The 24,686-nt window shown below is 70.8% G+C and carries 20 protein-coding genes and 3 tRNA genes; 17 read left to right on the top strand and 6 right to left on the bottom strand.

The window, feature by feature from the left end; translation table 11 throughout:
• Positions 1 to 310: 310 nt before the first annotated feature.
• Positions 311 to 1,990: a CHAP domain-containing protein gene (locus tag ACXJKB_RS16425; protein ID WP_457190202.1), complete on the top strand. Its 1,680-nt coding sequence runs from the start codon at positions 311 to 313 to the stop codon at positions 1,988 to 1,990.
• Between the two features lie 20 nt (positions 1,991 to 2,010).
• On the opposite strand, the gene ACXJKB_RS16420 is transcribed toward ACXJKB_RS16425, so the two are convergent.
• The 3 genes from ACXJKB_RS16420 to ACXJKB_RS16410 form a co-directional block, all read right to left on the bottom strand.
• Entirely contained in the window at positions 2,011 to 3,132 is a 1,122-nt protein-coding gene (locus ACXJKB_RS16420; protein WP_457190200.1) for an AI-2E family transporter, read from the bottom strand.
• A 77-nt stretch (positions 3,133 to 3,209) separates the two neighbouring features.
• A complete protein-coding gene (locus ACXJKB_RS16415; RefSeq protein WP_457190198.1) occupies positions 3,210 to 5,354 on the bottom strand; it encodes a phage holin family protein in 2,145 nt (714 codons plus the stop codon).
• Between the two features lie 90 nt (positions 5,355 to 5,444).
• A complete protein-coding gene (locus ACXJKB_RS16410) occupies positions 5,445 to 6,125 on the bottom strand; it encodes a GAP family protein (protein ID WP_457190196.1) in 681 nt (226 codons plus the stop codon).
• A gap of 372 nt (positions 6,126 to 6,497) precedes the next feature.
• Between ACXJKB_RS16410 and ACXJKB_RS16405 the strand changes: the two genes are divergently transcribed.
• The 4 genes from ACXJKB_RS16405 to ACXJKB_RS16390 all read left to right on the top strand — a co-directional run bounded on the left by ACXJKB_RS16405 (position 6,498) and on the right by ACXJKB_RS16390 (position 9,294).
• Complete coding sequence (locus ACXJKB_RS16405) at positions 6,498 to 6,716, top strand: hypothetical protein (RefSeq protein WP_457190194.1); 219 nt, start codon at positions 6,498 to 6,500, stop codon at positions 6,714 to 6,716.
• Between the two features lie 57 nt (positions 6,717 to 6,773).
• The gene (locus tag ACXJKB_RS16400; protein WP_457190192.1) at positions 6,774 to 7,436 is read left to right on the top strand and encodes a PAS and ANTAR domain-containing protein; all 663 of its coding nucleotides are present in this window, start codon (positions 6,774 to 6,776) and stop codon (positions 7,434 to 7,436) included.
• Between the two features lie 86 nt (positions 7,437 to 7,522).
• Entirely contained in the window at positions 7,523 to 7,921 is a 399-nt protein-coding gene (locus ACXJKB_RS16395) for a hypothetical protein (protein ID WP_457190190.1), read from the top strand.
• Positions 7,922 to 8,298: 377 nt separating this feature from the next.
• Positions 8,299 to 9,294 (top strand): hypothetical protein, encoded by a 996-nt coding sequence (locus ACXJKB_RS16390; RefSeq protein WP_457190188.1) that lies wholly within the window; start codon positions 8,299 to 8,301, stop codon positions 9,292 to 9,294.
• A 134-nt stretch (positions 9,295 to 9,428) separates the two neighbouring features.
• Here the strand turns inward: ACXJKB_RS16390 and ACXJKB_RS16385 are convergent.
• From ACXJKB_RS16385 to ACXJKB_RS16375, 3 genes are all read right to left on the bottom strand, one after another.
• Positions 9,429 to 9,503, bottom strand: a tRNA-Val gene (locus ACXJKB_RS16385).
• 21 nt (positions 9,504 to 9,524) lie between these two features.
• Positions 9,525 to 9,595, bottom strand: a tRNA-Cys gene (locus ACXJKB_RS16380).
• Between the two features lie 36 nt (positions 9,596 to 9,631).
• Positions 9,632 to 9,704, bottom strand: a tRNA-Gly gene (locus tag ACXJKB_RS16375).
• Positions 9,705 to 9,842: 138 nt separating this feature from the next.
• On the opposite strand from ACXJKB_RS16375, the gene ACXJKB_RS16370 reads away from it, so the two are divergent.
• The 12 genes from ACXJKB_RS16370 (at position 9,843) to pyk (ending at position 24,352) form a co-directional block, all read left to right on the top strand.
• On the top strand, positions 9,843 to 10,670 hold the full coding sequence (locus ACXJKB_RS16370; protein ID WP_457190186.1) for an aminotransferase class IV: 828 nt from the start codon (positions 9,843 to 9,845) through the stop codon (positions 10,668 to 10,670).
• Positions 10,667 to 11,029 carry a phosphoribosyl-AMP cyclohydrolase gene (gene hisI / locus ACXJKB_RS16365; protein WP_457190184.1) on the top strand — a complete coding sequence of 121 codons (363 nt, stop codon included), beginning with the start codon at positions 10,667 to 10,669 and terminating at the stop codon, positions 11,027 to 11,029. The genes ACXJKB_RS16370 and hisI overlap by 4 nt, the downstream gene beginning before the upstream one ends.
• A complete protein-coding gene (locus ACXJKB_RS16360) occupies positions 11,022 to 11,666 on the top strand; it encodes a Trp biosynthesis-associated membrane protein (RefSeq protein ID WP_457190182.1) in 645 nt (214 codons plus the stop codon). The genes hisI and ACXJKB_RS16360 overlap by 8 nt, the downstream gene beginning before the upstream one ends.
• 42 nt (positions 11,667 to 11,708) lie before the next feature.
• The gene (locus ACXJKB_RS16355; protein ID WP_191195797.1) at positions 11,709 to 11,909 is read left to right on the top strand and encodes an HGxxPAAW family protein; all 201 of its coding nucleotides are present in this window, start codon (positions 11,709 to 11,711) and stop codon (positions 11,907 to 11,909) included.
• Positions 11,910 to 11,988: 79 nt separating this feature from the next.
• Positions 11,989 to 12,786 (top strand): indole-3-glycerol phosphate synthase TrpC, encoded by a 798-nt coding sequence (gene trpC, locus ACXJKB_RS16350; protein WP_457190180.1) that lies wholly within the window; start codon positions 11,989 to 11,991, stop codon positions 12,784 to 12,786.
• Positions 12,787 to 12,812: 26 nt separating this feature from the next.
• Entirely contained in the window at positions 12,813 to 14,114 is a 1,302-nt protein-coding gene (gene trpB, locus ACXJKB_RS16345) for a tryptophan synthase subunit beta (RefSeq protein WP_457190369.1), read from the top strand.
• Complete coding sequence (trpA, locus tag ACXJKB_RS16340) at positions 14,111 to 14,914, top strand: tryptophan synthase subunit alpha (protein WP_457190178.1); 804 nt, start codon at positions 14,111 to 14,113, stop codon at positions 14,912 to 14,914. Before trpB ends, trpA begins: the two co-directional genes overlap by 4 nt.
• Positions 14,904 to 15,500 (top strand): SCO family protein, encoded by a 597-nt coding sequence (locus ACXJKB_RS16335; protein WP_457190176.1) that lies wholly within the window; start codon positions 14,904 to 14,906, stop codon positions 15,498 to 15,500. The genes trpA and ACXJKB_RS16335 overlap by 11 nt, the downstream gene beginning before the upstream one ends.
• 44 nt (positions 15,501 to 15,544) lie before the next feature.
• The gene (lgt, locus tag ACXJKB_RS16330) at positions 15,545 to 16,552 is read left to right on the top strand and encodes a prolipoprotein diacylglyceryl transferase (RefSeq protein ID WP_457190367.1); all 1,008 of its coding nucleotides are present in this window, start codon (positions 15,545 to 15,547) and stop codon (positions 16,550 to 16,552) included.
• Between the two features lie 152 nt (positions 16,553 to 16,704).
• A complete protein-coding gene (gene gltB / locus ACXJKB_RS16325; RefSeq protein ID WP_457190174.1) occupies positions 16,705 to 21,246 on the top strand; it encodes a glutamate synthase large subunit in 4,542 nt (1,513 codons plus the stop codon).
• 59 nt (positions 21,247 to 21,305) lie between these two features.
• A complete protein-coding gene (locus tag ACXJKB_RS16320) occupies positions 21,306 to 22,790 on the top strand; it encodes a glutamate synthase subunit beta (protein ID WP_457190172.1) in 1,485 nt (494 codons plus the stop codon).
• Positions 22,791 to 22,903: 113 nt separating this feature from the next.
• Positions 22,904 to 24,352, top strand: a complete 1,449-nt coding sequence (gene pyk / locus ACXJKB_RS16315; RefSeq protein WP_457190170.1) for a pyruvate kinase — start codon at positions 22,904 to 22,906, stop codon at positions 24,350 to 24,352.
• Positions 24,353 to 24,686 lie beyond the last annotated feature (334 nt).

Raw genomic sequence — 24,686 nt, 5'->3', positions numbered from 1 at the left:
AGGGGTGAGCGCAGCGGGCGACCGGCACGGGGGTGTGGTCGCCCGCTCCTGCTCGCCCGGGAGGGAGCGGCCCTGCCGGCGTCGCCTCACAGCACGAGCCGGCAGGGCCTCGACCGAGGCCCCACGCACTCGGTCTGCTCGGGAGGTGCTCGTCAGGACCGCCTTGATACATCGGCTCACCCCTGGGGCGGGGTCGAGCGGTCGCAGGGTGACGCTACTCACGCGTTTCACGGGGCGAAGCAGAATTACATGATTGATGTTCGTCCATCGGCGTGGCGGGCTTGACTTTTCCCCCATACGATCGCTTCTCGTGCACCAGCAGTCACACGAACCCCATGCGTCACAGCGCCGATCGGCCCCCCTCCGAGGTGCCGTACGACGTGCCGTCGGCACGGCGAAGCTGCTCACCGGGGTGCTCGTCCTCCTGGTGCTCGTCATGCCGACCACCGCGGGTCGGATGAGCCTCGCGTCCTCGACCTACCTGTGCACCGGCTACCAGGGCTGTGAGGCCGCCGGCTACGGCAACGGCGGCTACCGGCAGGCGTCCGCGACGATGTACTGGCGCATGTTCGCCGGGCACAACTGCACCAACTACGTCGCGTACCGCCTGATCCAGTCGGGCATGCCGGACGTCCGGCCGTGGCAGGGGAGCGGCAACGCCTCGAACTGGGGCGTGGCGATGGCATCGATCACCGACCAGGTCCCCACGGTGGGGTCCATCGCCTGGTACAGGCCGAACGTGACGCCGGCGGGCTCTGCCGGCCACGTCGCCTACGTCGAGCAGGTCGTGTCCGACACGGAGATCATCGTGTCGGAGGACTACTGGGGCGGCGACTTCTACTGGCGCCGCATCACCAAGACCGGCGGTGGCTGGCCGAGCGGGTTCATCCACTTCAACGACCGCGTGGTCCAGCCCACGTCACCCCCCACCATCGCCGGGTCGCCCATGGTCGGCGCGCCGTTGGAGGTGGCAGCGGGTGCGTGGACCCCGGCGCCCACCAGCATCACGTACCGCTGGCTCGCCGACGGTGCCGAGATCCCCGGGGCCACCGGCGCCAACTACGTGCCCACGCCCGACGTCAAGGGCAAGGCCCTGACCGCCGAGGTGACCGCCCAGCTGAGCGGCTACACCCCGGGCGAGGCGGCGCTCGCCACGGCGCCCGTCGCCCCCGGAACCTTCCAGAAGGCCCAGCTGCCGGCGATCCAGGGTGCCCCGGAGGTGGGCACGACCCTCACGCTCACCCCGACGGCCTGGGCGCCGCAGCCCACGAAGGCCAAGACCCAGTGGTACGCCGACGGCGCCCCCCTGTCCGGGGCGACCGGGTCGACGCTGACCCTCAGCCGCGACCAGATCGGCAAGAAGATCAGCGCCCGCGTCATCGCCAGCGCCAAGGGCTACAAGAAGTCGAGGTCGACCGCGCCGGAGACCGCGCCCGTCCTCGCCAAGCCGGTCACGCTCGTCCTCCCGTCCCGGATCAAGGGCGCGGCCCAGGTGGCGAGCCGCCTCGTCGTGAAGCCCGGCCGCGTCCGGCAGAGCGGCGCGACGGCCAGCTACCAGTGGATCCGCGACGGCCGCCGCATCGCCAAGGCCACGCACCCCACCTACACGGTCCGTCGGGGGGACATGGGCCACGGCCTGTCCGTCGAGGTCACGTGGAACCGGCGCAACTTCCGGAACACGACCGAGACCCTCACCGTCGCATCCCCCGTCACGACCGTCCCTGAGATGCGGGTCCGGTCCGAGGCCAAGCGCGGACGCGTGGCCGTCGACATCCGCGTCAAGGCCGTGGGAGCGCCGAAGCCGACGGGTGCGATCACCGTCAGCGTCGGTGGACGGACGGTCGAGGGCCAGCTCGTCGACGGCAGGACGCGCCTCGTCGTACGTGACGTCCGGCCGGGCACGAAGCCCGTGGTCGTGCGCTACGCCGGCACCGACCTCGTGCAGGCCGCGGTCTCGCGCTCGAGCGTGACGGTGCCGAAGCGCACGTAGGTCGTGACGCCGGGGAGGTGTCAGCCGTCAGGTTGTGGTTCGGCCTCGGGTTTCTCGTCCGCGACCTGCGCATCGATCAGCGGGGCCACCCAGGACGCGCGGTCGTCGGCGTCGAGGAAGATCGCCCGCAGGAGCAGCGTCATGGGCACGGCGAGAAGCGCACCGAGCGCGCCGAGCAGGAACGTCCAGACGACGAGCGAGATGAAGGTGATCTCGGCGCTCAGGCCGACCGAGTTCCCGACGATGCGCGGCTGGATGAACGTCTGGATCGTGACGTTGAGCAGCGAGTAGGCCACGATCACCCACAGCATGGCCTCCCAGCCGCCGTCGAGCAGCGCTAGGAAGGCCGGCGGGATCACGCCGATCACGAAGCCGATGTTGGGGATGAAGTTCGTGAGGAACGAGAAGAAGCCCCAGACCAGCGGCAGCGGGACGCCCAGGAACCACAACGCTCCCGCGTCGAGCACGCCGACGATGGCGCCGAACAGGGCGGTCATGACCAAGTAGGTCTGCGAGCCCCGGACGAACTTCCCCAGCGCGGCGGTCAGCCGGGGCTTGGTGCCTCGCAGGGCCGCGACGCGCGGCGCGAAGCCGGGAACGGCGACCACGAAGAAGAACATCAGCGTGACCAGGAAGAACAGGTCGCCGACCGCTCCGAGGATGCGCGAGATCAGGTCGCCCAGGAATCCCGCGAGCTTCGACAGGTCCACCTTCGACAGGGCATCGCTCGTCGCGCTCGTGCTCAGGCCGACCTGCGCCAGGCCGTCCTCGACGTCCCCGGTGAGGTTCTTGGTCTCCGCGGCGTAGGTGGGGAGCAGGTCCGCGAACTTGATGAGGCAGACGACGAGGCCCGCGACCATGACGAGAAGGATCAGGTAGGCAGCAACGAGGGCGGCGAGCGTCGCCAGCCAGCCCGGCCAGCGGTGACGGCGCGCCCACCGGCCGACGGGCAGGACCGCGATCGTGAGCACGAGGGCCAGCACCGCCGGCGCGACGATCCCGGAAGCCGCCTTGATGCCGACGCCCATCGCGACGACGCCGGCGATCCCGAGCAGGATGACGATCGAGCGCGGCAACGCACCCGCGGTGGCACCGCCGACGTCGTCGGCGGTGCGAGGGCTGTCCGCGGGAACCAACGGCATGTGGTCACGATAGGAACGGGCGCTCCCGCGGGGGTCACCCACGGGGGGTGACGCACGTCCGACGGGGCGGCAGCCGGTCAGGGCTCGGTGGTGCGGACGGGTGCAGCGCCGTCGTACGCGATGCCCTCGCGGTGCCCGCAGTGGCGCAGCATCTCGCACAGCGCCACGTGCATGGCGTCAGCGCCGATGATCCGGTCGGTCGGGAACGGCAGGTCGGCTGGCACGACGACCATGGCCCGGTCCTGYCATCCCCCCAGCCCGCCGTGGCAACCCACGAGGCCCTCGAAGGCAGCGACCTCCTCGGTGCCCGGGTCGACGAGGCTGTTGACGTAGATGTCGGGGGCCTCGGGGCGGTGGGCGACGCGCGCGACGAACTCCGGGGCGTGGATCCCGAACGGTGCAAGAGGGTCCTCGCCCTCGATGTGGCCGTCGTCGAGCCGGTGCGAGCCGCGGTTGCCGAGTGCGATCGGTCCGTCCCGGTCCATGACGACCACGAAGCCCACGCCGGGGTGCAGGGCCAGCCCGTCGACGAGTTGGGGGAAGCGCCGGTGGAGCTCGGCGCGGTCCAGGCGGGCCTTCTCGCCCTTCACGTAGATGAGCCCCAGGTTGCCGGAGCCGAAGACGTGGAAGGTCTCAGCGCCGGTGGCACCCCGATCTGCGGACCGGGTGGAGCCGTCTCCGGGGGTCACCTGCTCGGGCTGGTTGCGGCTGCTCTTGTCCATCGCCCGGGAGGCGCTGGTCATCCCGCGTCCGCTCACGTTGCCCGCGGAGGCCAGCTCGTCGACGAGGGCCTGCGTCCGGCCCCAGCCCTCGACGCTGTCGTCGGACGCGGCCACCTCGCTGTCCGCGAGGCGCGCCACCAGCGCAGCGAGGTCCTCGCCGTAGCGGTCGGCGAAGATGGCGCCCTGGGCCTGGCCGTGGTCGGAGAGGATCACGAAGCGGTAGCGCCGGGGCGCCGCCGTCGCCACGAGCTCGAGCTGGTGGAGCACGGCGTCGACCGCCTCGAGTGCCTCCAGGCTCTCGGGGCGCAGCACGCCGGCGTGGTGGGCGATCTCGTCGTAGTCGACGTAGTCGACGTAGATCGACCGGGTGCCGCGCAGCATGTGCTGCGCCACCAGGATGGTGTTGAGGTCGCGCAGGGCGCCGTTGGTGACCGCCCTCAGCAGCGCGGTCTCCCAGGTGCGCTCGCACCGTGGTTGCACGTCGCGCCGGATCGCCCGCTTGGCCTGGAAACGGTCCCGGGTCAGCTCGGACACCGAGCGGGACAGCGCCCTGGTCAGGCCGGACGGACTCACCACGAAGTTGGCGACCGCCCGCTGGGCGAGCTCCCCGCCCCGCGCACGGCGACTCATCGTCAGCACCGCTGTGGGTGCGTCGCCGGTGAAGAGGTTGCTGATGCTGACGCCGTCGTCGACCAGCAGCCCCCGGCCGGTGGTCAGGTCGGCCTCGATGACGGCAGCGTCGGCGGGCTTGTTCGCCACCATCACCTTGTCCCTCGCCCGGTCGTACCAGCGGAAGGCAGGTATCCCGTCGATGACTCCGTGCAGGATGCCCATCTGGCTCGCCGGAGTCGTCGCGGGCAGCTTGGGAGTCCACTCCGCCATCGTGTGGCTGCCGGACCGGATCCACCGGGTCAGCGTCGGCACCGTGCCCGCCGAGACTGCCATCTGGAGCACCGGGAACGGGACCCCGTCCATCTGGACGAACAGCACGCCGTCCACCTCGGGGTCCTCGACCTCGACCCCGCGACGACGATGGGCCGACACGAGCCGTCCCACCAGCACCTGGGAGGTCCCCGCGCTCCCGATCCAGCCCAGGACCGTCCCGACCAGTCCGATGACGATGGCGACGACCAGGGCCGACCAGTAGTCGTCGAGGGTGACCATGGGCAACAGCCGGGCCGTGACCATCACGACGACGGCCTGCCCCAGGAAGGCGAGCAGGAGCACTCCCAGCCAGCCGAGCCGGACCGCCGCACCCACGAGGACCGGTTGCAGGACGATCCCGACGAGCGCCAGGACCGCGGCGAACAGGAGCGGCCCGCCCGGCGGGCCCGCGTGGAAGCCCGGCAGCGCCCAGTCGCAGATCCACACTGCGGGGACCGTGACCAGGACGGTCATCACGTAGGCCCCGAGCTGGGCAGCCCACGGCCGCCGGAAGCTCTCGCGGGTCAGCTCACCCGCCACCTGCGCGTGGCCCGACCCGGTCTCGTGGCTCGCCATGGATCTCCTCCTGCCCGCGCCCGGCTCCGATACCAGCCGACCGCGCGCCGCGGCGCCTCACCCGAGGTGGATGAACAGCAGCTCCCGGGCTCAGAGCAGGAGCCGCAACAGCCCGTCCAGGAAAAGAGCCCCGCCGACCAGGAGGGCGAGCCACGTCCGAAGTCCTGCGGAGTGCGCGCTCAGCCACGACTGACCGCGGGCGWGGATCGCCGTGGCGCGATCGCCCGCGACGACCACGATGCCGATCGGCACCGATACCGACATGGTGGACACGGCGATGTACACCACCACGAGGGTCGCGTCGACGACGTTGCGCAGCCCCGCGTCGGTGACCGAGGCCATGGCGATGAACGTGAGCAGGAGCCGCTTGGGCCCTCCGAAACCGAGGAGTCCGGCCATGGAGGAGGACGCCGCGGGACCGACATTGCTGAGCCCGTCGAGGATCGCCGCCGCGCGACTGCTCCGCGCCTCCGGTCCTGCCGGCCCCGTGCGTCTGGTCCGGAGGCCGACCGCGAGCAGAGCCAGGCCGAGACCCAGCGTGAGCACGGCCTTGAACGTCTCGTGGGAGTCGAACCGGGTGACGGCTGCCTGGCCGACGGCGAGGCCGATGCCGCAGGCGACGACGGTCCCGAACACGAAGCCGCTCAGGAACGCGATCCCGTTCGTGCGCGGGCGCCCGCTGCGAACGACGATCAGGGTCGCGGTCAGCACGAGAAAGCTGGCCGCCGCAGCCAGAGCGTAGAAGACGACCTCCGCAGCGGCGTAGATCATCTGCGGCACCGTCCCCCGAAGTCCCCGGCCATGGCTCTTCCTTCCTCAGCGGTGTCCCACGCACCGGAAGACCGGGTGCGAGGGGTGTCGCTGACGCTGTCCCGGGGCAAGGCGGACGCTAGTGAGAGCGACGTGCGGCGCCATCACCCGAGGAGGGTGAGCAGCTCGACCAGGGTGCTCGGGTGGTGGGCGACCGACCGCGCCGGCCACCCGCGAGCTGCCCGCGGACACGGGCATGCGCGGCGACGACGGTCAAGCTCACCCTCGGAGGGTGAGGGCCGGGCAGCGGTCAGGAGAGCATCGTCGTCGGCGAGGCCACCGTCGACCCGGGCGTGGGCTCCGTGCACCGTGTGCGCGATGGAGAGGCGGACCATGACAGGCATCGGCCGTTCCCGTCGGAGCGGTCTCAGACGGATCGTCGGTGTCGTCAGCGACGGCACCGGACGTTCGCAGGACGAGGTGGTCGTGCTGGCGACGCTGGGGGCGGCCGTGATCGTGATCGTGGCCGCGCGGCGAGGCGTCGCCTGGGCCGTGGAGGCTGCGACGGACCAGGACCCCTGGCCGGCTCCACCGGCGCGGCGCCGCCTGTAGGCACCTGGTGCAAATCTGCCTCTTGAGAAGCGCCGTCGGCAGGTGCAACATTTCCTCGTGAACGGACGGAGGTCGGGCGGCGAGCTCACGGCATCGTGTCCCGCCCTGGTCGGTCGGTACACGTACCGGCCGAAGACCGACGAGTGGTGGTGGTCGGACAACATGTTCCGCATCCACGGGTTCGACCCGGGCTCGGTCGTACCCACCACCGACCTGGCGATGCGGCACATCCATCCCGACGACCTCGACAGGGCATGGGAGTCACGCGAAGCGGTCGTCGAGGAGCAGGAGCCGTTCTCGTTCCTGCATCGCCTGGTGACTGCGACCCGGGCCGAGCGGGTCGTCCTGGCGGCAGGGCACCTGGAGGACGACGACGGGGTGCCCGTGGTCAACGGGCACCTGATCGACATCACCGACGTGCGCGAGGACGCGGTGAACGTCGAGCTCGACTCCGCGGTCTCTGACTTCGTCGGGCAACGGGCGGTCATCGAGCAGGCCAAGGGTGTGCTCATGCAGCTCTACAGCGTCGACGCGGACACGGCATGGGCGCTGCTGCGAGCGTTCTCGGCCGACAGCAACCGGAAGGTGCGCGACATCGCGGGCCTGCTGACCACCGCTGCGAGCGAGGACGTGACGCCGGCGAAGGGTCGGGCCCCGTCGGTGACCCTGATGCTCGAGCGGCTGTACGCCGGCATCCCCGCCGGCGACGGCGCACGCTGAGCCGTACGCCCTCCCGGTGGCCGATGAGCAGCTGACTGTTGTGCTAAGGGGAGCGGCGCGAGACCATCGGACCGGAGGTGCGGCGGATGAAGGTGCGACCAGGGGCTGTGGTCCGGGGAACCGGTGTAGCGCTTGCCTGCCTCGCAGGTGATGCGTCCAAGCGCTCGCCCATCCTCCTCGCAGGTTTCGCCGGCGGCTGGTTCCTGAACAGGCCCGGCCTGCAGATCTTCACCGTCATCCCCGACACCGAAGAGCCGTGGAAACGCACCACCGTGCCCTTCGCGACCTCGGTTGCGTCGTGGTCGGCCGTGATGCTGGCGGCCATGACCGCTCTGCGGAGGACGAGGCTGCCGGTGCCGATCGCTGCGGTCGTGCTCGGAGGCGGCCTCGTCGTGGCGGACTCCCTCCTCGCCGACCTGGGTGAGGCTCGTGCCGCGGCTGGCGTCGAGGAGGCTGACGCGGAGACCGAGACTGCCGCCACCTAGGCGAGGAAGGGCGCCCCGGTTTCGTTACCTGCGGGTCCCCGCGTCCGCGCAGGTCAGCGGCAGAATTGGCCTACTCCGCTTGACGCTCGATTGCCCCCGCTTTCGCGGCAGATGTTCCGCCGGAACACGTCGCCGCCGCACAGGTCACTGCCACCGAAGCGTGGGCGCAGGGAAGGCCAACACACCTTTGTTGTCGGGCGCCACGTGTGCCGGGTCTGGGCCCACATCGCCCCCTCCGGGTGATCTTGTCACCCCTCGGGGTGACTAGCGTCGTGAATTTCCACTCCCGTCTCGGATGACACCCCGCCGGGATGCGCGGGTAGTGCGCACCCGAAGTGCTTGGCATCGACCGGGCGTACCCAACGATGGAGGACCCCGTGAAGCACTTTGACGTTTTCAAGGGACGAGGTGTCGCGTTAGTCGCGAGCGCCGCCGTCCTGGCCTTGGCTGCCGGTGGTAGCGGTGCGGTAGCCGCCTCGCTCATCACCTCAGCAGACATCAAGGACAAGGCCGTCAAGAAGGTCGACCTGGCTGAGAATTCGGTGGTCAGCTCGAAGGTGAAGGACGGCACCCTGAAGCTGAAGGATCTAGGCAAGAAGGCAAACGACAAGATCAACAAGGGCGGACCGGCGGGACCGGCGGGACCGGCGGGTGCGAGGGGCCAAACGGGAGCACAAGGCCCGGCTGGACCGCAAGGACCGCAAGGACCGCAAGGACCGGCTGGCACGCCGGGAGCGGGCGCGTTTCCCCAGACGCTGTGGGGGCCCGTGATCCGCAACCAGCAAGGTGCCGGCCAGAGCACCCTGCAGACCGGCCCCGCGCCGGTGCCCATGGGGACCGGCAGCCTGAAGCTCGTCACGACCGGCACTTCCGACCTGGCCGCCTTCGGGGACTCGGTTGACTTCGCCGGGATCCCGTTGGCGAGCATCACCAACCTGAGCTACTCCTCGTACAACCCGGATGTCACGCCGACGGACCGGCCTTCGCTTCGATTGGAGGTCAACCCGCACCTGGTCGCAGACAGCAGTGTCGGCGGAGTCTTCGAGTTCACCACGGTGATCTACGAACCGGCTGACGGTGTCACGGGATGGGTGACCCATTCGGACATCCATGCTGACCCTGGTTGGTTCGCAACCGGTGCTACTGGGACGCAGATTGGTTGTACGCAGGCGACGAGGTGCACCTTGACCCAGCTGACCGCGAACCTGGTCGGGAGCGCCGACGGTGACCCCGCGCCGCCTGCGATCAGCAGCGGCGTCTACTTCGGCCTCGGTTCAGGCTTGCCGGCAGCCACGACGGCGGTCGACAAGTTCGTGTTCAACACCTACACGTTCGACTTCGAGCCCAACGGCGTGTTCCTTCACACGCCCTGACGCGGCCGACGCACCGCCGCTCAGGTGTYGAACTGCGGCGAACGAAACGGGCGTCATGTTCCGCCGATGCTCCGCCGGACCGGGAAGAGGCCCCTTCCGATTTCCCGGAAGGGGCCTCTGACCTGCATGTTCTTTGGTGGGCGATACTGGGTTTGAACCAGTGACCTCTTCCGTGTCAAGGAAGCGCGCTACCGCTGCGCCAATCGCCCAGGTCTTGAGTTGTGACTGCGAGGTGGGTACGGGATTTGAACCCGTGTAGACGGATTTGCAGTCCGTTGCCTCGCCTCTCGGCCAACCCACCGTGGAGGTTCCGGAAATGTACGGGGGAGACCTTCCGAGCGGACAACGAGACTCGAACTCGCGACCTCAACCTTGGCAAGGTTGCGCTCTACCAACTGAGCTATGTCCGCCTGCATCCCTGTGCCGTTTCACCGGCCCTGAGTGCGAGTGGAACAGTAGTACATGCCCGACGAGGCGCCAAAATCGCCCCCCTCGTCCGAGTGTCACACCCGTCTCAGGAGACACCTCCGGAGCCCTAGAGTGACGCCATGCGCGCGTGGATCGACGGTGACCTGCTGGCCGACCCGACCCAGGGGGCGATCGCGGTCACCGACCACGGCTTCACCGTGGGCGACGGTGTCTTCGAGGCGGTGAAGACGCTGGACGGAGTGCCCTTCGCGCTCACCCGGCACCTCGCCCGGCTCGAGCGGAGCGCGTCCGGACTGGGGCTGCCGGCGCCCGACCTCGACGTCGTACGACGTGGGGTCGGAGCCGTGCTCGACGGCGCGCAGGACGACCCGATGGGTCGGCTGCGGATCACCTGGACCGCCGGACCGCACCCGATGGGCTCGGGACGCGGTGGGGGACCGGCGACGCTGGTGGTGGCCTACAGCGCCATCGACCACGCGGCCCCCGAGACCTCCGTCGTGACCGTCCCGTGGACCCGGAACGAGAACGGCGCGACGGCGGGGCTCAAGACCACGTCGTACGCCGAGAACGTGATCGCGCTGGCGCACGCCCACCGGCACGGCGGGACCGAGGCGCTCTTCGCCAACACGGCCGGCAACCTCTGCGAGGGCACGGGGTCGAACGTGTTCTACGTCGTCGACGGTGAGCTGCGCACGCCGAGCCTGGCGTCGGGCTGCCTCGCCGGCATCAGCCGCGAGCTGGTCCTCGAGTGGTGCGGTGCCACGGAGGTCGACGAGCCGCTGGCGGAGGTCCGGGCACGCGCGAGCGAGGCGTTCCTCGTCTCCACGACGCGCGACGTCCAGGCCATTGCCCGCTGGGACGACCGCGACCTGCCCGCGCCCGGGCCCGTGACGCGGCGTTGTGCCGAGACGTGGGCCGCCCGCGAGGCTGACACCATGGAGCCATGACGAACCCCGACTCCGCCCTCGACCCGGCGATCACCGCGCGCCTGCGGCACACGGCCGAGGGCCTCGTCCCCGTCGTCGTCCAGCAGCACGGGTCGGGCGAGGTGCTGATGCTCGCCTGGGTCGACGACGAGGCGCTCGCCCGCACCATCGACACCGGGCGGGCGACGTACTGGTCGCGCTCGCGCCGCGAGTACTGGGTCAAGGGCGACACCTCCGGCCACGTGCAGTGGGTCAAGGAGGTCCGCCTCGACTGCGACGGCGACACGCTCCTCTTCGTGGTGGACCAGGTGGGTGCCGCCTGCCACACCGGCGACCACACCTGCTTCGACGCCGACCTGATCCACCGGGTCGATGGCTGACCTCGGGAGCAAGGACGAGGTGCGACCCGCGTCGAGGCGGCGCACGTTCGGCCCCGTCGTCGCTTTGGGCCTCGTCTCCGGCGCGCTGGGGGCGTGGGCCGGCAGCAAGCCCTGGGTCGACGGCTCGGGAGCCGAGTCGGCTCCCGGCACGGGTTCCCCGGACTGGGGCATGACGTGGGGCGACGTGGCCACGTCGCCGCTCGCCACGGCCCTGGCCTTCGTCGTGCTGGCCTGCTGGGGCGTCCTGCTGGTGACGCGCGGGAGGTTCCGCCGGGCCGTCGCGGCACTGTCCGTATTGGCTGGAGTGGGCTACGCCGCAACCGTCGTGTGGGCGCCCTTCACCCTCCCCGACCACCTCGTCGCGCAGGTGCGTCGCCGGACCGGGCTCACGCTCGACGACACCTCGCTGACCGGGTGGTACTGGCTCGCGGTCGTCGCGGCGCTCCTCGTCCTCGCCTCGACGGTCCTGGCCCTGCGCCTGGTCCGCACGTGGCCCGAGATGGGGTCGAGGTACGACGCGCCGACCGGCGCCCGCGGCGGCGACAGCACCGGCCCGGCCGGGGCTCCTGCCGACCACCCGACCGAGAACATCGACATCTGGAAGGCCCTCGACGAGGGCAGGGACCCGACCGCCTAGACTCGTCGCGCACCCCGCTCGACTGACGAAGGAGCACCAACGATGGCTGCTGGCCACGGCAACACCCCCGCTGCTTGGACCGCTGTGGCGATCGCGATGCTCGGCTTCGTCGTCGGCAGCGTCGCCCTGCTGCAGGTCCCGACCCAGATGACCCTGCTCTGGATCGGCATCATCATCGCCGTCGTCGCGTTCCCGCTGTTCCTCGTGCTGTCCAGGCTCGGCTTCAACTCCTCCGAGCACTGAGCCCGGATCGACCACGGGGCAGGTCCGTCCACTGGGCACCGGCCCCGGACAGAGTGGGCCCGGGTGAGAGGCTGAGGGCATGCCAGCGACCGGTTCCGTCCTCGACGACATCGTCGCGGGAGCACGCGAGGACCTCGCCCGCCGCGAGGCCTCGCTCCCGCTGCGAGAGCTGCGAGCCCGCCTCGCCGACGCCTCGCCGCCGCGCGACCCGATGCCGCACTTCCGCGCGGCTGGCTCGAGCGTGATCTCGGAGGTCAAGCGGCGCAGCCCGAGCAAGGGCGCCCTCGCCGACATCCCCGACCCGGCGTCCCTCGCGCAGGCCTACGCCCGCGGTGGTGCCGCAGCGATCTCCGTGCTGACCGAGGAGCGCCGCTTCGGCGGCAGCCTCGACGACCTGCGCACCGTGCGGGCCGCCGTCGAGACGCCGATCCTGCGCAAGGACTTCATCGTCGAGAGCTACCAGCTCGTGGAGGCCCGCGCCGCCGGCGCCGACCTCGCGCTGCTGATCGTCGCCGCGCTCGACGACGACACCCTCCGCCGCCTGCACGACGAGGCGACCGAGCTCGGGCTCACCGTCCTGGTCGAGGTGCACGACGAGGCGGAGGCCGAGCGTGCGCTGGCTCTCGAGGCCGAGCTGATCGGCGTCAACAGCCGCAACCTCAAGACCCTCGAGGTGGATCCCGACGTCTTCGGGCGCCTCACCCCCCAGATGCAGGGCCACGCGGTCCTCGTCGCCGAGAGCGGCATCACCGGCGTGGCCGACGTCCAGCGCTTCGTCTCCGAGGGAGCAGGCGTGGTGCTGGTCGGCGAGGCACTGGTCAAGGACGGCGACCCCGAGGCCGCCGTACGAGCAATGACAGGAGTGACGGCGCCGTGAGCGTGCAGTCGAACATCCAGGCGAGCGTGCAGAAGAGCGGGACCGGCAGGTACGACGCCGACGAGCGGGGCTACTTCGGCGAGACGTGGGGCGGGCGCTTCATGCCCGAGGCCCTCGTCGCCGCGCTGGACGAGCTGACCGACGCCTGGCGCGAGGCGATGGCCGACGAGTCGTTCGTCGGCACCTTCGAGCGGGTGCTGCGCGACTACGCCGGCACCCCGAGCCGGCTCTACCACGCCGAGCGGCTCTCCGACCTCGTCGGTGCGCGCGTGCTGCTCAAGCGCGAGGACCTCAACCACACCGGGGCCCACAAGATCCGCAACGTCCTCGGTCAGGCGCTGCTGACCAAGCGGATGGGCAAGACGCGGGTGATCGCGGAGACCGGTGCCGGCCAGCACGGCGTGGCCAGCGCCACCGCGGCCGCGTGGTTCGACCTCGACTGCACCGTCTACATGGGAGCCGTCGACACCCGGCGCCAGGCGCTCAACGTCGCCCGCATGCAGCTCCTCGGCGCCAAGGTCGTCCCGGTCGAGTCCGGCAGCGCCACGCTCAAGGACGCGATCAACGAGGCGCTGCGCGACTGGGTCGCCAGCGTCGACCGCACCGCCTACCTCTTCGGCACCGCAGCCGGGCCGCACCCGTTCCCGAGCATGGTGCGCGACTTCTGCCGCGGCATCGGCGACGAGGCGCGAGCCCAGTGCCTCGAGCAGTACGGCGTCCTCCCGGACGCCGTCGCGGCGTGCGTCGGCGGCGGCTCCAACGCCATCGGCCTGTTCACCGCGTTCCTCGAGGACGAGGGCGTGGAGATCCACGGCTTCGAGCCCGGGGGAGACGGCGTCGAGACGGGCCGTCACGCGGCGACCATCCACGCCGGCGAGGCGGGCGTGCTGCACGGTGCCCGCACCTACGTGCTCCAGGACGACGACGGCCAGACGGTCGAGTCCCACTCGATCTCCGCCGGCCTCGACTACCCGGGCGTCGGACCGCAGCACTCGTGGCTGGCCGCGGCCGGGCGGGCGACGTACACCCCCGTCACGGACGCCCAGGCGATGGAGGCGATGGCGCTGCTCAGCCGCACCGAGGGGATCATCCCGGCCATCGAGTCCGCCCACGCCATCGCCGGTGCGCTCGACGTCGCCAAGCGGCTCGGCGAGGAGAAGGGCCCCGACGCGACGGTGATCATCAACCTCAGCGGCCGCGGCGACAAGGACATGGGCACGGCCATCGAGTGGTTCGGCCTCGGTGACGCCGACCTCGGGTCCGACGCCGACCTCGAGCAGGTCGAGGCCGACGTCGCGTCCGACCTCGACACGGAGGCGCAGCAGTGACCTCGACCAGCACCGCCTTCGAGCGCGCGAGGGCCGAGGACCGGGCCGCCCTGATCGGCTACCTCCCCGCCGGCTACCCGAGCGTCGACGGCTCGATCCGGGCGATGCGGACGATGGTGGAGGCCGGCTGCGACGCCATCGAGATCGGCCTGCCCTACAGCGACCCCGTGATGGACGGGCCCACGATCCAGGCCGCCGCCCAGGCCGCCCTCGACGGCGGGGTCCGCACCGCCGACGTGATCCGCGTGGTCGAGGAGGTCGCTGCGACGGGCGTGCCCACCCTCGTGATGACCTACTGGAACCCCGTCGAGCGCTACGGCGTCGAGCGGTTCGCCGCCGACCTGGCCCGGGCCGGCGGTGCCGGCCTGATCACGCCCGACATCACCCCTGACTACGGCGCGGAGTGGATCGCCGCCGCTGACGAGCACGACCTGGACAAGGTCTTCCTCGTCGCGCCGAGCTCGACCGACGAGCGCATCGCGATGACGGCCGCCGAGAGCCGCGGCTTCGTCTACGCCGCAGCCGTCATGGGCGTCACCGGCGCGCGCGATGCCACGTCCGACCTGGCCGGCCCCCTGGTGCGACGGGTCCGCGCCGCGGGCGATGTCCCGGTGGCAGTCGGCATCGGGGTCAGCAACGGCGACCAGGCGGCCGAGGTCGCCGGCTTCGCAGACGGCGTGATCGTGGGCTCGGCGTTCGTCCGCTGCCTGCTCGACCACGAGGGCGACGAGGCCGCCGGCCTCGAGGCACTGCGCAGCCTGACCGCCGACCTCGCGGAGGGCGTACGACGTGCGCGCTAGGGCACTCGCCGTGGTCCCGCTGCTGGCGCTGCTGGCGGCCTGCGGCGGGGGAGCGGAGTCGAGCGAGCTGACCGGCACCGTCCTCGACCCGCCGTTCGAGGTGTCGGCGACGCCGCTGGTGGACACCGACGGCGCGTCCTTCAGCCTGGCCGACGACACCGACAAGGACCTCACGCTCGTCTTCTTCGGCTACACCAACTGCCCCGACATCTGTGGCCAGGTGATGGCGACGCTCGCCGGCACCCTCACCCGGTTCGACGAGGAGCAGAAGGAGCGGGTCGACGTGGTCTTCGTGACCACCGACCCGGCGCGCGACGACGAGGCGGTGACGCAGGACTACGTCAGCGCGTTCGACCCGACCATCATCGGCCTCACCGGCGACCTCGACGACATCGTCGAGGTGGGCAAGAGCCTCGCCGTCGGGGTCGAGAAGGGCGACAAGCTGCCCAGCGGCGGCTACGACGTCACCCACGGCACCCGGGTCTACGCCATCGACGCCGACGACCAGGCGCCGATCATGTGGGACCACGACGTCTCGCAGGCCCAGCTGGCCCGCGACGTCACGATGTTGCTCGACGAAGGATGATGCTCCCCATGCTGACCGTGCCGTCCGTCATCGGATCGCCCCTCGTGACCCTGATGTCCATCCCGAGCCCCGCCGACGGCGTGTGGAACCTCGGGCCCGTCCCGATCCGCGGCTACGCGCTGAGCATCATCCTCGGCATCGTGCTCGCGATCTGGATCGGCGAGCGGCGCTGGGTCGCCCGCGGCGGGATCGCGGGGGAGGTCAGCGACCTGGCGATCTGGGCGGTGCCCTTCGGCCTGGTCGGCGGCCGGCTCTACCACGTGATGACCGACTGGCAGCTCTACTTCGGTGAGGGCCGCAACCCGATCACCGCGCTGTACGTCTGGCGCGGCGGCCTGGGGGTGTGGGGGGCGATCGCCCTCGGCGCCTTCGGGCTGTGGCTCGGCGCGCGGACCAAGGGCATCAAGATGCTGCCGCTGATCGACGCGCTGGCTCCCGGTGTGCTCGTGGCGCAGGCGGTCGGGCGCTGGGGCAACTGGTTCAACCAGGAGCTCTACGGCCGGCCCACCGACCTGCCGTGGGGGCTGGAGATCGACGTCGCCCACCGGCCGTCGCAGTACCTCGACCAGGCGACCTTCCACCCGGCGTTCCTCTACGAGTGCCTGTGGAACCTGGCGGCCTTCGCCCTCATCATCTGGCTCGACCGCCGCTTCCGCCTCGGCCACGGCCGGGTGGCCGCGCTCTACATCATGCTCTACACGCTCGGCCGCGGCTGGATCGAGAACCTCCGCATCGACGACGTGCAGATGGACGACGTCATGGGCCTGAGGCTCAACGTGTGGACCTCCATCGTGCTGTTCGTCCTCGCGGCGATCTGGTTCATCTGGTCGGCCGTGCGCCACCCCGGCCGCGAGGAGGTCGTCCGCACCCGCGAGCCCGACGTCGAGCACGCCGAGGCATCTGACGAGAGCTCGGGCAAGGCCTCCGACGAGGACTCGGACGAGGTCGATGGGACGGACGAGACCGATGAGGCCGACGAGGCGAGGTCAGCGGACGGCGCCGACCGCGTCGAGCCCACCCAGGACGGACGTCCCGCCGGTCCCACGGCCTGACACACGGGGCGCCGGCGGCTCCCGCCGGTGATAGGTTCCGTCTTGCTCGGGCCAACGTCGTCCCCAGCGGTAACTTCCACCCCCTCGCCTGTCGTGGACCCAGCAAGATCCAGGTCTGCGGCGTGCGGAGACGACGACGGGAGAATGCCTCCATGCACGCATTCCCGCCGAGCCAGGGTCTCTACGACCCTCGCCACGAGAAGGACGCCTGTGGAGTCGCCATGGTGGCGACACTGACCGGTGAGGCCAGCCACGACATCGTGGCCAAGGCGCTCACCGCGTTGCGCAACCTCGACCACCGAGGTGCCGCCGGCGCCGAGGTGAACTCCGGCGACGGCGCCGGGATCCTGATGCAGGTCCCCGACGCCTTCCTCCGCGAGGTGGTCGACTTCGAGCTCCCGCCCGCGAGGGCGTACGCCGTCGGCACCGCGTTCCTGCCCGGTGACGCCGAGGTCGTGGCCAAGACCCGCCAGCGGATCGAGGAGATCGCCGACGAGGAGGGCCTCACGGTCCTCGGGTGGCGCGAGCTGCCGGTCGACGACAGCACGCTCGGCGCCACCGCGCGCAGCGTGATGCCGAGCTTCGCTCAGGTCTTCGTCGCGGGCCGTGGCTCCCGGGTCAGCGGGATGGCACTGGAGCGGCGCGCCTTCTGCCTGCGCAAGCGCGCCGAGTCCGAGACCGAGGTCTACTTCCCCTCGCTCTCCTCGCGCACCCTCGCCTACAAGGGCATGCTCACGACCGACCAGCTCGACCGGGTCTTCCCCGACCTGACCGACGAGCGGGTCGCCTCCGCGATGGCGGTCGTGCACTCGCGCTTCTCCACGAACACCTTCCCGAGCTGGCCGCTGGCGCACCCGTTCCGGTTCATCGCCCACAACGGCGAGATCAACACCGTGATGGGCAACCGCAACTGGATGCGCGCCCGCGAGGCGCTCCTCGAGAGCGACCTGATCCCCGGCGACCTCGAGCGGATCTTCCCGATCTGCACGCCCGGCGCCTCGGACTCCGCCTCGTTCGACGAGGTCCTCGAGCTGCTGCACCTCGCCGGCCGCTCGCTGCCCCACGCGGTGCTGATGATGATCCCGGAGGCTTGGGAGAACCACCGCGAGATGGACGCCAAGCGACGTGCGTTCTACGAGTTCCACTCGATGCTGATGGAGCCGTGGGACGGTCCGGCGTGCGTGGTGTTCACCGACGGCACCCAGATCGGCGCGGTCCTGGACCGCAACGGCCTGCGGCCCTCGCGCTACTGGGTCACCGACGACGGCCTCGTCGTGCTCGCCTCCGAGGTCGGCGTGCTCGACCTCGACCCCGCCACGGTGGTCCGCAAGGGCCGCCTGCAGCCGGGCCGGATGTTCCTCGTCGACACCGAGGAGCATCGCATCATCGAGGACGAGGAGATCAAGAGCCAGCTCGCCGCCGAGCAGCCCTACGACGAGTGGCTGCACGCCGGGCAGATCCACCTCGACGACATCGACGACCTCGAGCACATCGTGCACACGCACGCCTCGGTCACCCGTCGCCAGCAGATCTTCGGCTACACCGAGGAGGAGCTGCGCGTCCTGCTGAGCCCGATGGCCAACACCGGGGGAGAGGCGCTCGGCTCGATGGGCACCGACACGCCGATCGCCGCGCTGAGCGAGAAGCCGCGGATGCTGTTCGACTACTTCTCGCAGCTGTTCGCCCAGGTCACCAACCCGCCCCTCGACGCGATCCGCGAGGAGCTCGTGACCTCGCTCAGCGGGTCCATCGGCCCGGAGGCCAACCTGCTCGAGCCGACCCCGGCCTCGTGCCGCCAGATCGTGCTGCCGTTCCCGGTGTTCTCCAACGACGACCTGGCCAAGATCCGCCACATCAACCGCAACGGCGACATGCCTGGCTTCCAGGTGCACGTCGTGCGCGGCCTGTACGCCGTCGAGGGCGGGGGAGCGGCGCTCGAGGCCCGCCTCGACGAGCTGTGCGCCGAGGTGTCGGCGGCCATCGCCGAGGGCGCGCGCATCATCGTGCTCTCCGACCGGCACTCGACCGCCGAGCTCGCACCGATCCCGTCGCTCCTGCTCACCGGCGCGGTCCACCACCACCTGGTCCGGGAGAAGACCCGCACCCAGGTCGGCCTGCTGGTCGAGGCCGGCGACGTCCGCGAGGTCCACCACGTCGCCCTGCTGGTCGGCTACGGCGCGGCTGCGGTCAACCCCTACCTCGCCATGGAGTCGGTGGAGGACCTCGCCCGCGAGGCCTACTACGTCAAGGTAGACGCCGAGAAGGCGGTCGCCAACCTGATCAAGGCGCTCGGCAAGGGCGTGCTCAAGGTGATGTCCAAGATGGGCGTCTCGACGGTCGCGTCCTACACCGGCGCGAAGATCTTCGAGTCGGTCGGGCTGTCCCAGGCCGTCATCGACCGCTACTTCACCGGCACGACCTCCAAGCTCGGCGGCATCGAGCTCGACACGATCGCCGAGGAGGTGTCCCGCCGTCACGCGACGGCGTACCCCCGTGGCGGCATCGCGCCGGCGCACCGCGAGCTCGCCGTCGGTGGGGAGTACCAGTGGCGCCGCGAGGGCGAGCCGCACCTGTTCGACCCGGAGACGGTCTTCCGGCTCCAGCACGCGACCCGGTCCGGCAGCTACGACATCTTCAAGATGTACACCGACCGGGTGAACCAGCAGTCGGAGCGCCTGATGACGCTGCGCGGCATGTTCACGTTCAAGGACGGGGTCCGCGACCCGATCGACATCGATGAGGTCGAGCCCGTCTCGGAGATCGTCAGGCGCTTCTCCACCGGCGCGATGTCCTACGGCTCGATCAGCCAGGAGGCGCACGAGACCCTCGCGATCGCGATGAACCGGCTGGGCGGCAAGTCCAACACGGGTGAGGGCGGCGAGGACCCCGACCGGCTCTACGACCCCGAGCGCCGCTCGTCGATCAAGCAGGTCGCCTCCGGTCGCTTCGGTGTCACGTCGGAGTACCTCACCAACGCAGACGACATCCAGATCAAGATGGCGCAGGGCGCGAAGCCCGGCGAGGGCGGCCAGCTGCCCGGTCACAAGGTCTACCCCTGGGTGGCCAAGACCCGGCACTCCACGCCCGGTGTGGGCCTGATCAGCCCGCCGCCGCACCACGACATCTACTCGATCGAGGACCTGGCGCAGCTGATCCACGACCTCAAGAACGCCAACCCGTCGGCGCGGGTGCACGTGAAGCTCGTCTCCGAGGTCGGCATCGGCACCGTCGCGGCGGGCGTGTCCAAGGCGCACGCCGACGTCGTGCTGGTGTCCGGCCACGACGGCGGCACCGGTGCCTCCCCGCTCACCTCGCTCAAGCACGCGGGCGGTCCCTGGGAGCTCGGCCTGGCCGAGACCCAGCAGACGCTGCTGCTCAACGGTCTGCGCGACCGGATCGTGGTGCAGGCCGACGGCCAGCTCAAGACCGGCCGCGACGTGATGATCGCCGCCCTGCTCGGGGCGGAGGAGTACGGCTTCGCGACCGCGCCGCTCGTGGTCAGCGGCTGCATCATGATGCGGGTCTGCCACCTCGACACCTGCCCGGTCGGCGTCGCGACCCAGAACCCGGTCCTGCGCGAGCGCTACAACGGCAAGGCCGACTACGTCGTGAACTTCTTCGAGTTCATCGCCCAGGAGGTCCGCGAGCTGCTGGCCGAGCTCGGCTTCCGCAGCCTCGACGAGGCGATCGGGCAGGTCGGCACGCTCGACGTGGTCGGTGCCGTCGACCACTGGAAGGCCTCGGGGCTCGACCTCACGCCGATCCTCCACCAGGCCTCGGCCCACGGGGAGTTCGGCCAGTTCGAGCACCAGGACCTCCGCAACACGAAGACGCAGGACCACGGCCTCGCCAAGGCGCTCGACAACGAGCTCATCGCCATCGCCGCCCCGGCGCTCGAGAGCGGCGAGCCCGTCCGCGCCCAGGTCGCGATCCGCAACGTCAACCGCACCGTCGGGACGATGCTGGGCCACGAGGTCACCAAGCGCTACCGGGGTGACGGCCTTCCCGACGGCACGATCGACATCACGCTGACCGGCTCGGCCGGGCAGTCGTTCGGTGCGTTCGTGCCGCGCGGGGTGACCCTGCGGCTCGAGGGCGACGCCAACGACTACGTCGGCAAGGGCCTCTCCGGCGGCCGGCTCGTGGTCCGGCCCGACCGGGCCGCGACGTTCGAGGCGGCCGAGCAGATCATCGGCGGCAACACGATCGGCTACGGCGCGACGTCCGGCCAGATCTTCCTGAGCGGCCGCGTCGGCGAGCGGTTCTGCGTCCGCAACTCGGGCGCCACGGCCGTCGTCGAGGGTGTCGGCGATCACGGGTGCGAGTACATGACGGGCGGCATCGTCGTCGTCCTCGGTCCCACGGGCCGCAACTTCGCCGCCGGCATGTCGGGTGGCTACGCGTTCGTGCTCGACCTCGACGAGCAGCGGGTCAACCCCGAGCTGGTCGAGCTCGCGCCGGTGACCGGCAAGGGCGCCGACGAGCTGAAGGCCCTGGTCGAGCAGCACGCCGAGGAGACCGGCTCCGCCGTGGCCACCTCGCTGCTGGCCGACTGGGACGCCTCCCTCGCCCGCTTCACCGAGGTGATGCCGAGCGACTTCAAGCGGGTGCTGGAGGCCCGCGAGGAGGCGCTGGAGGACGGCCTCAGCGAGGACGAGGCCGCCGCCCGGATCATGGAGGTGCTCCATGGCTGACCGCAGGGCACCCCGCACCCACCCGACGACCCACTCTCCTGCGAAGAAGGTGAACCAGCATGGCTGACCCGAAGGGCTTCCTGAAGCACGGCCGCGAGGTCGCCTCCCGTCGCGACGTCGCCGAGCGCGTCCAGGACTGGGACGAGGTCTACCCCGACGGCATCGGCCGCGCGCTGCTGCCGATCATCAACACCCAGGCCGGGCGCTGCATGGACTGCGGCATCCCGTTCTGCCACCAGGGGTGCCCGCTGGGCAACATCATCCCGGAGTGGAACGACCTGGTCTGGCGCGACGACTGGGACGGCGCGATGGACCGGCTCCACGCGACCAACAACTTCCCGGAGTTCACCGGCCGCCTCTGCCCGGCCCCCTGCGAGACCGCCTGCGTGCTGGGCATCAACCAGGACCCGGTGACCATCAAGAACGTCGAGGTCTCGATCATCGACCGCGCCTGGGGCTCGGGCTACGTCCGCCCCCAGCCGCCGGAGTGGCTCTCGGGCAAGACCGTGGCCGTGATCGGCTCCGGCCCCGCCGGTCTCGCTGCTGCCCAGCAGCTCACCCGCGCCGGTCACACCGTCGCGGTCTACGAGCGGGCCGACAAGATCGGCGGGCTGCTGCGTTACGGCATCCCCGAGTTCAAGATGGAGAAGAAGCACCTCGACCGGCGCCTCGACCAGATGCGTCGTGAGGGCACGGTCTTCCGCGCCGGGGTGGACGTCGGCGGCGACCTGACCGGCGACAAGCTGCTCGACCGCTACGACGCCGTGGTGCTCGCCATGGGGGCGACCGCCGCGCGCGACCTTCCCGTCCCGGGCCGCGAGCTCGGCGGGATCCACCAGGCCATGGAGTTCCTGCCGCAGGCCAACCGCGTCGCGCTCGGGGAGGCCCCGACCGCCGACGGCACGGAGCAGATCGTGGCGACCGGCAAGGACGTCGTCATCATCGGCGGCGGCGACACCGGCGCCGACTGCCTCGGCACGTCGATCCGCCAGGGCGCCCGCTCGATCACGCAGCTGGAGATCATGCCGCAGCCCGGCGAGGACCGGCCCGAGGGCCAGCCGTGGCCGACGTACCCCATGACCTTCCGGGTGTCCTCGGCCCACGAGGAGGGCGGCGACCGGGTCTACGCCGTGTCGACGCAGGAGTTCGTCGGGGACGCCGACGGCCACGTCGCCTCGCTCCGGCTGGTCGAGGTCGACGCGAAGTTCCAGCCCGTCGAGGGCACCGAGCGCGACATCCCGGCACAGCTGGTGCTGCTCGCGATGGGCTTCACCGGTCCGGAGCGCGCCCGCCCCGAGGGCCCCGGCCTGATCGACCAGCTCGGGGTCGACCTCGACGAGCGCGGCAACGTCAAGCGCGACGCGTCGTACGCCGCCTCCGTGCCGGGCGTCTACGTCGCCGGCGACGTGGGTCGCGGGCAGTCGCTGATCGTCTGGGCGATCGCCGAGGGTCGCAGCGCGGCCGCGGCCGTCGACTCCTACCTCACCGGCTCGACCACGCTGCCGGCACCGATCAAGCCGCACGAGCGTCCGCTCGTCGTCTGAACCGTCGCGTGCGGTGAGTGAGACAGGTTTCTCCTCGCGAAAACCTGCCTCACCCACCGCGCGGCGCGGGTCAGGGGCTTTGGAACGATCCAATCTCCGATAGGGTGAAGCACGTGCGTAGAGCAAAGATCGTCTGCACCCTCGGTCCCGCGGTGAACACCCCCGAGGGGATCCGGTCCCTCGTCGAGGCCGGCATGGACGTCGCGAGGCTCAACATGAGCCACGGGGCGTACGCCGACCACGAGGCTGTCTACCGGCTGGTCCGGCAGGCCTCCGACGACACCGGCCACGCGATCGGCATCTTCGCCGACCTGCAGGGGCCGAAGATCCGCCTCGAGCGGTTCGCCGACGGGCCGGTGAAGCTGAAGCGTGGCGCCACCTTCACCATCACCACCCGCGACGTCGAGGGCACCGTCGACATCTGCGGGACGACCTACAAGGGTCTGCCCGGCGACGTGAAGCCCGGTGACCCGCTCCTGATCGACGACGGCAAGGTCCGGCTGAAGGTCGTCTCGGTCGACGACACCGACGTCGTCACCGAGGTCGTCGTGCCCGGCAAGGTCTCCAACAACAAGGGCATCAACCTGCCCGGCGTCGCCGTGTCCGTCCCGGCGCTGTCGGAGAAGGACACCGAGGACCTGCGCTGGGCGCTTAACCTCGGTGTCGACTTCATCGCGCTGAGCTTCGTGCGCCACGCCGGCGACGCCGAGGACGTACGTGCCGTGATGCGCGACGAGGGCATCTTCGTCCCGATCATCGCCAAGATCGAGAAGCCCCAGGCGATCGACAACATCGACGAGATCGTCGACGCCTTCGACGGCATCATGGTCGCGCGCGGCGACCTCGGCGTGGAGTGCCCGCTCGAGGACGTGCCGATCCACCAGAAGCTCATCATCGACAAGGCCCGCCGCAACGCGAAGCCCGTCATCGTCGCCACCCAGATGCTCGAGTCGATGATCACCTCCCCGGCGCCGACGCGCGCCGAGGCGAGCGACGTCGCCAACGCCGTGCTCGACGGTGCCGACGCCGTGATGCTGTCGGGCGAGACGAGCGTGGGGGAGCACCCCATCGTCGCCGTCGAGACGATGGCCCGCATCGTGCAGTCCACCGAGGAGCACGGGCTCAGCCACATGGCGGCCGTGGCGTGGCAGCCGCACACCCGCGGCGGCATCATCGCCAAGGCGGCCGCCGAGGTCGCCGAGCGCGTCGAGGCGAAGTACGTCGTCGCCTTCACCGTCAGCGGCGACTCCGCGAAGCGGCTCTCCCGCTACCGCGGCCCCGTCCCCGTCCTCGCCTTCACCCCCGCGGCACGCACCCGCTCCCAGCTCGCGCTGACGTGGGGCGTCGAGACGTTCCTCGGCGCTGACGTGGAGCACACCGACGAGATGGTCCGCCAGGTCGACGAGGCGCTGCTCCACATCGGCCGGGTGAAGAAGGGCGACCTCGTCGTGATCATCGCCGGCAGCCCGCCCGGCATCCCGGGCTCGACCAACGCGCTGCGGATCCACCGGATGGGCGACGCCATCGACGGGGCCGCGCCGGCCTACCGCCGCAGCCGCTGACCCCACCGGGCGGTGCGTGAGCCACCTTCGGCGCGCCGCGAACGTGGCTGGGCCACCGCTCCCGCGGTCGCCGCGCTGGCGTACGTCCTCGGGCGGTGCGTGAGCCACGTTCGGCGCGCTTGGGTTCAAGGTCTGGATGCAACACCTTGTGATGAAGGGGTGTTTTGTGATGGCGGCTCGGCGGGTGTTTCCGCAGCAGGTTCGTCGTGAGTTCTGGTGTCTTGTACGCGGGGGGCTGACGGTCGCGGAGGCGGCGCAGAGGGTTGGCGCGTCGCGGTTCGCGGGGATGGATTGGTACCGCGAGCGTGGTGGGGTGATGCCCCCGTGTGATCCG

The sequence above is a fragment of the Nocardioides sp. P5_E3 genome (assembly GCF_054049275.1).
Note: the sequence above shows the minus strand (reverse complement) of the source record. Positions and strands in the feature narration are given on the sequence as shown.

What these genes read in the sequence shown, in the direction of transcription:
- gltB (WP_457190174.1), top strand. Translation starts at nt 16,705, where the DNA reads ATGCACGCATTCCCGCCGAGCCAGGGTCTCTACGACCCTCGCCACGAG.
- trpC (WP_457190180.1), top strand. Translation starts at nt 11,989, where the DNA reads ATGCCAGCGACCGGTTCCGTCCTCGACGACATCGTCGCGGGAGCACGC.
- ACXJKB_RS16420 (WP_457190200.1), bottom strand. Translation starts at nt 3,132, where the DNA reads ATGCCGTTGGTTCCCGCGGACAGCCCTCGCACCGCCGACGACGTCGGC.
- ACXJKB_RS16360 (WP_457190182.1), top strand. Translation starts at nt 11,022, where the DNA reads ATGGCTGACCTCGGGAGCAAGGACGAGGTGCGACCCGCGTCGAGGCGG.
- ACXJKB_RS16395 (WP_457190190.1), top strand. Translation starts at nt 7,523, where the DNA reads ATGAAGGTGCGACCAGGGGCTGTGGTCCGGGGAACCGGTGTAGCGCTT.
- ACXJKB_RS16370 (WP_457190186.1), top strand. Translation starts at nt 9,843, where the DNA reads ATGCGCGCGTGGATCGACGGTGACCTGCTGGCCGACCCGACCCAGGGG.
- ACXJKB_RS16320 (WP_457190172.1), top strand. Translation starts at nt 21,306, where the DNA reads ATGGCTGACCCGAAGGGCTTCCTGAAGCACGGCCGCGAGGTCGCCTCC.
- hisI (WP_457190184.1), top strand. Translation starts at nt 10,667, where the DNA reads ATGACGAACCCCGACTCCGCCCTCGACCCGGCGATCACCGCGCGCCTG.
- ACXJKB_RS16405 (WP_457190194.1), top strand. Translation starts at nt 6,498, where the DNA reads ATGACAGGCATCGGCCGTTCCCGTCGGAGCGGTCTCAGACGGATCGTC.
- ACXJKB_RS16355 (WP_191195797.1), top strand. Translation starts at nt 11,709, where the DNA reads ATGGCTGCTGGCCACGGCAACACCCCCGCTGCTTGGACCGCTGTGGCG.